Origin of the sequence: Myroides sp. (assembly GCF_032073645.1) — a bacterium.
Taxonomy (GTDB): Bacteria; Bacteroidota; Bacteroidia; order Flavobacteriales; family Flavobacteriaceae; genus Flavobacterium; species Flavobacterium odoratimimum.
This window is the reverse complement of the sequence record NZ_DAMANB010000040.1, coordinates 1-10,629: the sequence shown is the minus strand read 5'-3', so window position 1 is coordinate 10,629 and position 10,629 is coordinate 1. Positions and strand designations below refer to the sequence as shown.

The following is a 10,629-nucleotide window of genomic DNA, read 5'->3' as shown; positions in this document are numbered from 1 at the left end:
ATGTACATATTTTATTATACAATTATTTTAATGACACAGTTCACGGGACACCCTCGTATTTGATAGCAAAAAGGATTTAAAAGCAATTTCATTTTCACTTAGAAAGTCTATATTCTTGATTAGCCTTTCGTATGTTCTGTTCTGCTTTTCTAAAATTGTGCTTAAAGACTTTTTGTAATTATCTTCTGCATTTGTTTTTTCCTGCTTTGTTATCCAACCTTTATACTCTTGTGCAAAGAGTATTAATTTTTGAATGATTGTTGATTTATCTAAGTCAGTCCAAATTGAAAGGTTTTTCAATTCAGTAATATCTTTTAAATTTTCAGGAAAGTCTTCTTTAAAAGCGTTGCTGTAATTTTTAATATCAACTTCAGGCAAAAACGTAGTTTTTAATTCCGTTGGATTTTTATAGTCATTCCAATTTACTGCACAACCGTGGCCAATTGCAAAAGAGTGTTCTTTTCTGTATTGAAAGTTGATTAAGTTTAGTTCTTCGTCAAAAGGGTTTGTTTCAGAAAGTTGTTTGTATGGCAAAAACGTCACGCCCGAAATAGAAATTTCACCTTGTAAAATTGCTTTATGATTTAGTTCTGGATTACTAAATGAAAATTTGTTTTTCGGGTGATTCAATTTGTTTGCTAACAAAATTTTTATGAATTTCCCATAGTGGGTTTCGTAAATTTTCTTGTAATAGCAAGTAATGATAGAATTATCTTCTTGATTTTGGTCTAAAGGATATTCTTTTGATTCGTCGAAATTTATCTCTGTTAGATTTAGTTCAACAGTTTTAGGTTCTATTTTTACTCTTTTCCAAAGTCGTCCTAAAAGTAATTCTCCTTTTTTATATGCAACGCTGTCAAGCAACTCTGTTTGTTGTTCGTTTTCTTTAAATCGGCTTCTATAATTGCGAACAGATAAACCGCCTTTATCAAATTCTTCTTTGTTTAAGGACATTAGTCCGTTTTCGTATTTGAAATACTTGGTAACTGAATTATATGGATTTTCAGAAAACTTTTTGAAATCCTCTTCTGAAATTTCTATCGTTGCCAATGTTGGTTCTATTTGTGCATATTTTGCGTAACTGAAAGTTACGGTTAAAGTTTTTGCATCTTTTGGAACGCAAAAAGTTAAACCAAAATTTGTTGGAAAGTATTGATTGGCTTCTGAATATTCTTTTTCAGGTTCTACATTTTTACTTTTGTCAATATCTTTATCAACATTTTCATCAGCATTATTCGTTTCGGGTGTTTTATTTTCAATGTTAATGTCATCGTCTTCTAATTCTGCATTTGCATCGTGTGTTTCTTTTTCTCCGATAGAAACTTCCATATCACGTTCGGGAAACAAAATACCCGAATAATATCTACTCAATGGATAATCTGAAATGATTTCATTTTCATTGTCAGAAATAAAAACATCAGAACCGGGACCAATCAAATTATCTTTGATTTTATCTCGAAATATCAATCTTGGTTCGTTTAAATAGTTATTCATCTACCAAAGTCTTTTTAATTATTGTTTTTTCTTGAATTGTTGCGGTTAGTTTTTCTAAAATTTCATTCGGTAATTTTTTTAGAGAATCGCTTTTTTCTTCTTTGTTAGAAGCAATATAATCTAACAAATCATTACCCAAAATCTTTCCTGCTTGTTGTCTTATGGAATGGTCTTTTTTAGAATAAATTTTAAATTTTTCAAATTCAGTTACGATTAAATCGTATGAACAGTTATTATTCATATTTATACATAATTCTCTAATGGCTTCCAAAGTTTTAACTCTTGGAAATCTTGTCGAGGATTTTTCATCTAAATATAGACGGAATGTGTTGAAATTGATTTTAAATGACGTAAATAATGAGTTGTAAAATTCTTCTAAATTGCTAAATTGTTTTGATAGGTCTTTCAAAGTTTGTTTCCAACTGTCTGCATATTTATCAAATGAGTCCAATAAATTTTCTGTGTCAAATATTTTTAAAATTTTTAGAAACTCATCTTTGCTATTATTTTGATAAAAACGTATAGTGGCATTTTCATAGACTTCACCAATAGTCGTTTTGATTTGTTCGTTATTTTCTACTAGAAATACTCCTTTTGAAGAATCAAACTTATCTTTAGTTCCATCACTAAACTCAATCTCATAAATTGAATGTCCTTTCGGTAAATCAATAGTTTCATAAGGATTGTTTCTAAATTCTTCGTTATTCAAATCAAAAGAAAATATATCATCTAATTCTCGTTTATTTATTTCAGTTGAATGAACAAAATCTGTTTTAAAAAAAATCAATCTGTCCTTATGATTCAATCTTATTTTTTCCAGATTTTGGTATGCTCGCTCGACATTGTCAAATGAAATTTCATCTAAATTTTTGTAATTAAGAATTTCGCAATAACCCTTTATAGATTTGATTTTTGAGTATAAATTAATGTTATTCAAATAGGGAATGATTATTATTTGCCTTTCCGAATTTTGTTGCTTGTCATTTATCCATTTGTCTAAATATAGTTTTAAATTATCAATCCTTTTATCACTGATTAGATGGATATTATTTATCTTTTCATTTTTTATTTGAGTGTAAACAGCATCATAATTTTTTTTCTCAACAACAAGATAAACTGGTTTAGGATTACTTTCTTTTGCTTTCTGCTTGATATAATTCCATTTCAAATTTTCATTTTCCAATATACAGGAAAGTTTTGAGAACAAATTAAAAATACGGTCAGTATAGCCTTTGATTGTATCAGGGTTGTAAATGTTTTTTTCGTAGAAAAAGTTATTTAACTCATCTAAAAAAGCTTCGCTTTGAAAAAAATGATTAAGTCGATCTAAATATTCTTGATAAATTCCTTTTGAAAGATTAGTATTTACCAAAATCATTCTCAAAAAGAAATTGGTGTATTTCAAAATGAAAGTGAAGTTGACCTTGCTTTCATCTTTTAGTATCTCACATTCTTTAAAAATTTCTATAAATGAAGAATATAGATTGCTATTGTTTAATGTGACCTTCGTTATTTCATTTGGTATTTCGTTGTTTGCTATTTTTACTTCATCATTTGACCACCACCATTCCAAAAATTGATTTTCAGAATTTGGTTTATCTGTTCCGATTACAATTATGTTTTTGTATTTTTCTCTGTATTTTTCTTGAAGAATAAAGTCAAAAGAATTTCTATATTTTGCGTCACCAATAATTATGATTTCATCAAATTGGTGATTTCCGTTTAAAAGAAAATTTTGTGCAGAATTAAAGTCGTTACAACATTCAACTAAATAACTAAAAAATGGTAAATCATTACTGATTTTTCCGTTCTTGTTTGTATATCTTATCGGCAAAAAATTACTTTCTCTAAAAAATGATTTTTCAGCAATTACTAAGGTTCTATTTTTAAAATCTGTTATAAAAGGAAATTTTTCATTGAAAGTTGCACTTAAAAATGAGCGATATCTATCTATGTTTTTTGAAGCATTTTTATTATCAACCAGATTCGGATTTAGCTTCGTAAAATTAGGTTTGTCAAAAAAGAAATCAACTATTCCAAGTTCATTTTTTTTCGGAAATTGGAAGTTTATTTTTACTTTTTCATTATAAGTGCTTTTTACAATAAAAATCCGATGTTCTTTATTGTGTTTTTTGTAAATCAAATCTCCATTATTCAGTATAGGTAATCTGTTTTTTTCGTAATTGAAAAAACTTTGGAAAAGTTTGATTAATACGATTGAATGAAAAATGGAAGTAAAAAAGTTTTCCCTATATTCTTCTTCAGGTATGCTTATGAAAAAATCCTTTTTTTCAGCGTTATCGTTAAGGATATACTGGTAAATCAAATGAAAGTTTGCAAAGTCAAATATGCTGTACTTTTCAAAATCAGTTTCTCTTAAATTGATTTCGTCAGCGTAACATTCCTTTATTTCGGAATAAATAAGGTTTAAATAGTCTTTGATTTGTTTTTTCATTTAATATCATTCTCGTTTTCTATGCTGTTCGTTTAGAGTGTTGTATAATATTGTTTTTTTATAAAACAAACCACAGCATAGTTTCAAAAAAAGCCTAACCATATACTTATTTGTTTATAATACACTACTAATATAATTAGTTTATTGTAAATTAAATACTTAACAAACTAACTTAAATTTTGATAGCGAAATAATTAGATAATATTAATTCTTTTCAAACATAATATAATTTCACTAATCTCTATTACGGAAATCCGTAAACCCCTCAATATTTTGAGTCTATCTGCAATTTCAATACAAAACTAACGACTTCGGAGTAGTTTTCCAGCCCTCTGCAAGAGCAAGTAGTTTTGATGGCATGAACTCAATTTCGAGTGCCTCAAAACATAACTTGCTGTAATCTTTCGATTACTAAATCCACCTATTTTACAAAGTAAAATCTAAAGTGATTTCATATTAGTAAATCACCTACTATTTGACACTAAAGTGCCAAATATAACCTTAAAATTCCATTTAAAGTTTTCAAAGTGTATATATACTTTCTTTGCTGTAAGATAGTAAAGTAAGTTTTAAAATTGTCTTTGAAATAGCACTTTAAAGCTGTTTTAAAATGATCTTGGTGTAAAAACGTATTAGTATAATGTTTCCAACAAGCTAAAGCTTACAACTATCCATAATGTAAAATATAAACCTTTAAAAATGTACAACATGGAAACAGTAAACCAACCATCAAAAAAAGACAGTCAAAATGAGTTAGTCGATGAAGATTATTTAATGAATATCATGAGTGGTGATATAGAAGTTAAGTCAGTAGTAAAACCTAAACCTATCGTAAAAGAAAAAGAAGAACCTCTAATCCATGAAGAAGTACCAAAAGTCAAAGAGAAGAAGCCAAAGAAAGAAATAGCAACTACTAAATACCAAGAGCTTTTTCTAATTAATGAATTTCCTTCATCAAGAGCAGGAAAAGTTGTTTATATAAGGCCAGAATATCACGAAGTATTACTTCGTATAACCCAACTGGCTAAAGAAGAAAAAACAACGCTTTACTCTTATTTAGACAATATCTTAAAGCAACATCTACAGCAGTATAACTCTGAAATTACCCAATATTTTAATAACAAATTCAAACCTATTTTATAATGGAAAAACTTAATCACTTAAGAGAATCAGCTCAAGTACAAACGACTAAGAGTATAGAGAATTATGTAGATACTTTTTTAAAAGAAGTATCTACTAAAGCAAAAGATGGTAAAACGGTCTATATTCGCCCAGAGTTCCATAAGAAGTTAAACCGTATAGTTCAAGTAATTGGCGAAAATAAGGTATCTGTCTATACTTATCTAAATAATCTATTAGAGCATCACTTCAACGAATTCGAACAAGAGATAACCACAAGCTTTAATGAAAAGAATAAACCTATTTTTTAAGTATTTCAATAAAACAATAAAGAAGTAAAACTGTAAAAGCACCTTTACAGTTTTACTTCTTAAAAAAAACAAAGGCACCTTATAAGATGCCTTCATCTGCAAAAGAGTAGTAACTCTCCGCTGTTATAATTAAATGATCTAAAAGATTAATATCAAGTATTTTACTTGCTTCTTTAATCTTTCTTGTGATTTGTCTATCAGCATCACTTGGTGCTAATTTTCCTGACGGATGGTTGTGTATAATCAAAAATCCCACTGCATGCGCTTTTAAAAGAGCGGAGAAGATGATTCTCAAATCTACTATTGTACCTGTTATCCCTCCTGAGGAAACTTCTAATACTCCAAGTACTTTATTGTTGTTTGAAAGCATAAGAACTTTAAACTGTTCTAATAATTCAATCTTATTACTATCCCAAGCCTTTAATGCTATTTGATAGGCACTGTAAGAAGATGTAATCTGAGGTCTCTGTGAAGCCTTTACTTTTGATTTGTAAATTAATTCTACTTCTGAGGCAATAAGCCATTCTTCGTTTAAAACTGTAGTTTCCATAATATTAAATTTTTAAATTAATTATGGAGCCACAATTGGTAATGGCTTAGCGAGCGCAAGAAGCAACGCAATAAAGCGAAGACTTTAGTTAAGCATTTATGGGGGAATTTCTTGTTAGCGAACCGCTAGGCATTGCCTAACTTTGTGCAATTATTAATAAAAATAAAACTATAATCAATGTGTAAGTAATACTCAATCTCAGTGATTGTATTTACAATACTATCTAAAAAGAAAAAGGTAGAATACCATCCATAGTAATTCTACCTTTTTTATTGTTTATATCCAATGATAAGATTTATCTTTTCTGTTTTGATAACAAAGTATATCTTCTTTTCGAAGCTCTGGAAAAAATCTAATAGCTCTTTCAATAGCGTAATTAGGTAAGAACTTAATCTCCTTACATATTGTAAGAAGTACCTTAACTCTGCCATACAGTCGAACAATTTCATCTATTTCACTTTGATCTCCACGTTCAATTACTCGTGCTATAATTGGAATATATGCTTTCTGATAATCAAGCTTATTAATATCAGTATCCCAAAATAATTGAGTTCCTAAAGTTGAAACAGTAGTTAGTTTTTGCTCTTTTTTCATGTTATAAATATAGTGATTTTATGGCGTTTAAGCAATTGTTTATCTACGTAATCCTCTTTTTATAATATGCTGATCCTTTTTAATATCTGATTCTAAATCGAATTTAAAAGAAGGGTTATCAACTGCTTTTTCTAAACGTTCTTTCATTCTATCCCAATTACTTTCTTTTCCATTCATTAAGGTTACTTCAAAATCTCGATAAATATTCTCATAAAAAGTTAATGCATAGGAGGCTAATGCTATATTGCCTCCATACTTATTTTTATAAACATCTAAATAGGTTTGTAAAGGATTGTGTTCTAAAAGGAAATACATATCAACAAAGTCTTTGATACGTGTTCCACTTTGAAAAATAGCATGGAGTTTCATAGCTCCAATATCTTCTAATGAAGCTAATCGTACATTGTCTATATGCAATACTTCTTTTTGTAAAGGATATTTATGTGCAATAATATCTACTTTAATCCGATTAATGTCCATTAAAATAGTATTATTGAATATTTCCTTTACATTGGCATTAAGTTTTTGTTTTAAATGTTGTGATATCGATTTGTAATCAAAATCTTTGGTCGAAAATAGGTCTATATCAATACTAATTCGATGGCCTATCTGTAGACTTAATGCGGTTCCTCCTACAAGAATAAAATCTTGTAATTTTTCATCTTGCATAAGCTTTTGGAGTAGATCCCAAAGCTCATTGATAACGGTGTCTTTATGTAACATAATTTAAAATTTTTCAGAAAAGTATTCCTGAAAAACTCCCATGTTATGTTATTGACTCCCTGTAGAGTTGTTTGGCTTTATAATGCACAAAAAAAGCTTAACCGAAAGATTAAGCTTTTATAATATTTTAGAGTAATGTTATTTTTTATCTTCTATTATCTTCTCTAATTTTTCGATCATCTCTTTTTGCTGTTGCAACATACGCTCATATAATTCAATCATTTTATCAATTGGATTAAAATTTGGTTGGTAATTAAAAAAAGAAGGTTGTTGACAATTTTCAAATGAGACAGAATTTGATATCATATTGATCGCCTGCTGTTCATCAAAATTCTCAATCGCTTCAACAGGTATTTTAAGCACCTTTGATATTTGTTGTAGTAGTGAGTTATCAATTACCTCTTTCTGTTCTAAAACAGAAATTTTCTTTTGATTCCAATCTTCTCCTAAATCAAAAGCAAGAACCTCTTGTTTGATTCCAAGCATTTCTCTAAAACGCTTTACATTTCTTCCTTGATGTATTTTATGTTCCATAGTTAATTAGCAGAATTAAGCAGGCTCAAAAGAAAGCCAAAGATTAAAAAAGATTGAAAGGTAAAGTTATAAAATATCCTGTAAGAATAGAAATTTAATTCGGCTTCGTGAAATAAGGGTACAGTACAGCACCAAGTACGACCTATGATTGCCAAGAAATCATACTGAGATAATCCACTGGCTATTTTTCAGTAAAAGGCAACATTATGAGAACAAAACTTGAAATTCCAAAAATCCCAATAGAACAGGGGAAGACTTACTTTGAGAAAGAGGGAATAGATTTAACAGAAGAAGAAACCGCTATTGTATTGGAGTTTATCTACACATTAACACGCTTTGTGTTTAAGGAATACTTTGATATAGAGTGAGTTATTTGTATTTTTATACACTTCCAACCAAAATAATTGTGTCAAATTAAATAATTAACCTATGAAAATAGCAGATTTGTATATCCGTGTTTCAACGGATGAGCAAGCTGATAAAGGTTATTCTCAAAGAGATCAAGAAGAGCGACTGCGACGCTTTTGCCAATCAAACGATATTCAAGTAGGCAAGGTTATCTTAGAGGATCATTCAGCTAAAAGTTTTAATCGTCCCTCTTGGATTGCATTAATGAAAGACTTGCGTAAGCGAAGCAATAAAACCAACTTGTTGTTATTTACCAAGTGGGATCGGTTTAGTCGTAACGCTGGAGATGCGTATCAAATGCTTAGTGAACTAACCAAATTAGGCATCGAATTACAAGCTATTGAACAACCCTTAGATTTATCTATTCCCGAAAATAAAATCATGCTTGCGATTTACTTAGCGGCTCCAGAGGTAGAGAATGACCGTAGAGCACTTAATGTATATCACGGTATGAGAAGAGCTAAGAGGGAAGGAAGATTAATGGGTAAAGCTCCCTTTGGATATATAAACAGGAGTAAAGAGGATGGAACAAAGTATATCGCTGTAAAGGAATTAGAAGCTAAAGCATTAGTTTGGGCTTTTGAAGAAATTGCCAAGGGATTATTAGCAGCTAATCAGATACGCTTAGAGATGAATAAGTTTAGTCCTCGTAGTCTTAGTAAGAGTGCTTTTCACGTAGCGATTCGCAATCCTTTATATTGTGGTAAGATATTTATACCTAAGCACAAAGACGAAGAAGCTCACTTTGTCGATGGACTACACGAAGCATTAATCACAACAGAATTGTTTGATAAAGTTCAAGAGGTGTTAGATGGAAAAGTAAGAAAGGAACTACCAAACACAAAAGTATTATCAGATGAGAATTTACCACTAAGGGGATTTTTAGTTTGTCCTAAGTGTAGTAGAAACTTAACAGGTAGTTTGTCAAAGGGTAGAAACAACAGTTATTATTACTATCACTGTATAGGCTCTTGTGGGTTTAGACATAGTGCAAGCAAGGCAAACTTATTATTTGAAGAGGGATTGCATCAATTACAATTAAACGAAGCTTTTTTAACCCGTTTAAAGAAACATTTGTTAGATACCTATAACAAGATATTAAAGGATCCAATTGACCACAAGAAAACGCTGCTAAATGAGATAGAAAGACTAAACGCTCAACTTAGTATGGCAAGAACAAAATTATTAAGTGGAACACTTGACGATGAGGATTATCTTGAAATCAAAAAATCGAATAAAGCAGAACTTGAAGTGTTAGAAACACAATTAATGAAAGAGAATAGCAAGGTAAAGATTGACATTAATAAAATATTGAATAAAGCAATAGAAGTAATTGCAAACATAGGTACACTCTACGCTCAGGCAGATATATCAATGAAAAGAAGAATAATAGGTTCAATCTTTCCAGAGAAAGTAGTTTTTGATGGGGAAATTTATCGAACCGATAGAATTAATGTTTTAGTAAGGTCTATCCTGTTGATAAATAATGAAATAGCTGAAAATAAAAACGGGAGAAATGAACAAAAAATTCAATTCTCCCGTTTAGTACTCGAGGCGGGACTTGAACCCGCACGGGCATTACTACCCACTGGATTTTAAGTCCAGCGTGTCTACCACTTCCACCACTCGAGCGTCTTCTGTAGACTGCAATACTACTTCTGTATTGCGAGTGCAAATGTAGAATATTATTTTTTACTATACAACTAATAAAAGATGTTTTTATAAATAAAAAAGATTAAAATATTCTTATTTGTTGATTAATAGATGGTTATTAAGTGTTCTTTTTGAAAATAATTTAATAAACAGAAATTGAATTCTAATCATGATTACTGATGTATTGGAATTAGTAAGGCGAAAGAGTGTTCGCTCTATGAAATCAATACTATTGTAGTATTGCGTTTTCTATCGGATGTCGATATTGAGATCAGGGTATATAAAATAAAAAATCCCAAGCGTTAGCTTGGGATTCTCTGTACTCGAGGCGGGACTTGAACCCGCACGGGCATTACTACCCACTGGATTTTAAGTCCAGCGTGTCTACCACTTCCACCACTCGAGCGTCTTCTGTAGACTGCGATACTATTTCTGTATTGCGAGTGCAAAAATAGAGTATTGTTTTTTAGTGTGCAAGAAAAATAGAGTGTTTTTTACTGAAAATTATTCTACTTTGTTTTTCCATTCTTCTAACTCATTTACTGTAAGTTTAATGAGTTTTTAATATATGTATTTTGCTAATGCCTTTTCGCAACTTGAATGACTAGTTTGATTTGAAATGATGTCTACAATTTTTTCTTTTTCATTAAAAATATTACTTGGGCTATATTTCACATAAGCAGAGTAACAACTTTTAGATTGATGCTAGTAGAAGGGAGGTTATAAGATGATCTAGGGATCAACGTTAAAAGTTGGGGAGGAAAGTGTAAAATAATATCTTTGTGCTA

The 10,629-nt window shown here is 30.0% G+C and carries 9 protein-coding genes, 2 tRNA genes and 1 pseudogene; 4 read left to right on the top strand and 8 right to left on the bottom strand.

Annotated features, from left to right (window positions below; translation table 11 throughout):
* Positions 1-27 precede the first annotated feature (27 nt).
* Complete coding sequence (locus RT228_RS17705) at positions 28-1,494, bottom strand: hypothetical protein (RefSeq protein ID WP_313139165.1); 1,467 nt, start codon at positions 1,492-1,494, stop codon at positions 28-30.
* Positions 1,487-3,949 (bottom strand): hypothetical protein, encoded by a 2,463-nt coding sequence (locus RT228_RS17700; protein ID WP_286386449.1) that lies wholly within the window; start codon positions 3,947-3,949, stop codon positions 1,487-1,489. Before RT228_RS17700 ends, RT228_RS17705 begins: the two co-directional genes overlap by 8 nt.
* A gap of 708 nt (positions 3,950-4,657) precedes the next feature.
* Between RT228_RS17700 and RT228_RS17695 the strand changes: the two genes are divergently transcribed.
* Complete coding sequence (locus tag RT228_RS17695) at positions 4,658-5,092, top strand: DUF3408 domain-containing protein (RefSeq protein WP_286386293.1); 435 nt, start codon at positions 4,658-4,660, stop codon at positions 5,090-5,092.
* Positions 5,092-5,379, top strand: a complete 288-nt coding sequence (locus tag RT228_RS17690) for a DUF3408 domain-containing protein (protein WP_286386291.1) — start codon at positions 5,092-5,094, stop codon at positions 5,377-5,379. Before RT228_RS17695 ends, RT228_RS17690 begins: the two co-directional genes overlap by 1 nt.
* A 79-nt stretch (positions 5,380-5,458) precedes the next feature.
* On the opposite strand, the gene RT228_RS17685 is transcribed toward RT228_RS17690, so the two are convergent.
* From RT228_RS17685 to RT228_RS17670, 4 genes are all read right to left on the bottom strand, one after another.
* Positions 5,459-5,929, bottom strand: a complete 471-nt coding sequence (locus RT228_RS17685) for a RadC family protein (RefSeq protein ID WP_286418771.1) — start codon at positions 5,927-5,929, stop codon at positions 5,459-5,461.
* 276 nt (positions 5,930-6,205) lie between these two features.
* A complete protein-coding gene (locus tag RT228_RS17680) occupies positions 6,206-6,523 on the bottom strand; it encodes a DUF6922 domain-containing protein (RefSeq protein WP_286386287.1) in 318 nt (105 codons plus the stop codon).
* Positions 6,524-6,562: 39 nt separating this feature from the next.
* Positions 6,563-7,246, bottom strand: coding sequence for a nucleotidyl transferase AbiEii/AbiGii toxin family protein (locus tag RT228_RS17675; protein WP_286386285.1), 684 nt, complete (start codon positions 7,244-7,246; stop codon positions 6,563-6,565).
* Positions 7,247-7,384: 138 nt separating this feature from the next.
* The gene (locus RT228_RS17670; protein WP_286386283.1) at positions 7,385-7,780 is read right to left on the bottom strand and encodes an XRE family transcriptional regulator; all 396 of its coding nucleotides are present in this window, start codon (positions 7,778-7,780) and stop codon (positions 7,385-7,387) included.
* A 206-nt stretch (positions 7,781-7,986) separates the two neighbouring features.
* Between RT228_RS17670 and RT228_RS17665 the strand changes: the two genes are divergently transcribed.
* Together RT228_RS17665 and RT228_RS17660 are read left to right on the top strand one after the other, a co-directional pair.
* Positions 7,987-8,148 carry a hypothetical protein gene (locus RT228_RS17665; RefSeq protein WP_286386281.1) on the top strand — a complete coding sequence of 54 codons (162 nt, stop codon included), beginning with the start codon at positions 7,987-7,989 and terminating at the stop codon, positions 8,146-8,148.
* Positions 8,149-8,209: 61 nt separating this feature from the next.
* Positions 8,210-8,992 (top strand): annotated as a pseudogene (locus tag RT228_RS17660) (recombinase family protein); the annotation flags it as partial.
* A 742-nt stretch (positions 8,993-9,734) separates the two neighbouring features.
* On the opposite strand, the gene RT228_RS17655 reads toward RT228_RS17660, so the two are convergent.
* Together RT228_RS17655 and RT228_RS17650 are read right to left on the bottom strand one after the other, a co-directional pair.
* Positions 9,735-9,820: transfer RNA gene (locus RT228_RS17655), tRNA-Leu, on the bottom strand.
* 341 nt (positions 9,821-10,161) lie between these two features.
* Positions 10,162-10,247 (bottom strand) — tRNA-Leu (locus RT228_RS17650).
* Positions 10,248-10,629: the final 382 nt, after the last annotated feature.

Excerpts from the sequence above, each read along its gene's own strand:
- RT228_RS17700 (WP_286386449.1), bottom strand. The coding sequence starts at position 3,949 with ATGAAAAAACAAATCAAAGACTATTTAAACCTTATTTATTCCGAAATA.
- RT228_RS17695 (WP_286386293.1), top strand. The coding sequence starts at position 4,658 with ATGGAAACAGTAAACCAACCATCAAAAAAAGACAGTCAAAATGAGTTA.
- RT228_RS17705 (WP_313139165.1), bottom strand. The coding sequence starts at position 1,494 with ATGAATAACTATTTAAACGAACCAAGATTGATATTTCGAGATAAAATC.
- RT228_RS17675 (WP_286386285.1), bottom strand. The coding sequence starts at position 7,246 with ATGTTACATAAAGACACCGTTATCAATGAGCTTTGGGATCTACTCCAA.
- RT228_RS17690 (WP_286386291.1), top strand. The coding sequence starts at position 5,092 with ATGGAAAAACTTAATCACTTAAGAGAATCAGCTCAAGTACAAACGACT.
- RT228_RS17685 (WP_286418771.1), bottom strand. The coding sequence starts at position 5,929 with ATGGAAACTACAGTTTTAAACGAAGAATGGCTTATTGCCTCAGAAGTA.
- RT228_RS17670 (WP_286386283.1), bottom strand. The coding sequence starts at position 7,780 with ATGGAACATAAAATACATCAAGGAAGAAATGTAAAGCGTTTTAGAGAA.
- RT228_RS17680 (WP_286386287.1), bottom strand. The coding sequence starts at position 6,523 with ATGAAAAAAGAGCAAAAACTAACTACTGTTTCAACTTTAGGAACTCAA.
- RT228_RS17665 (WP_286386281.1), top strand. The coding sequence starts at position 7,987 with ATGAGAACAAAACTTGAAATTCCAAAAATCCCAATAGAACAGGGGAAG.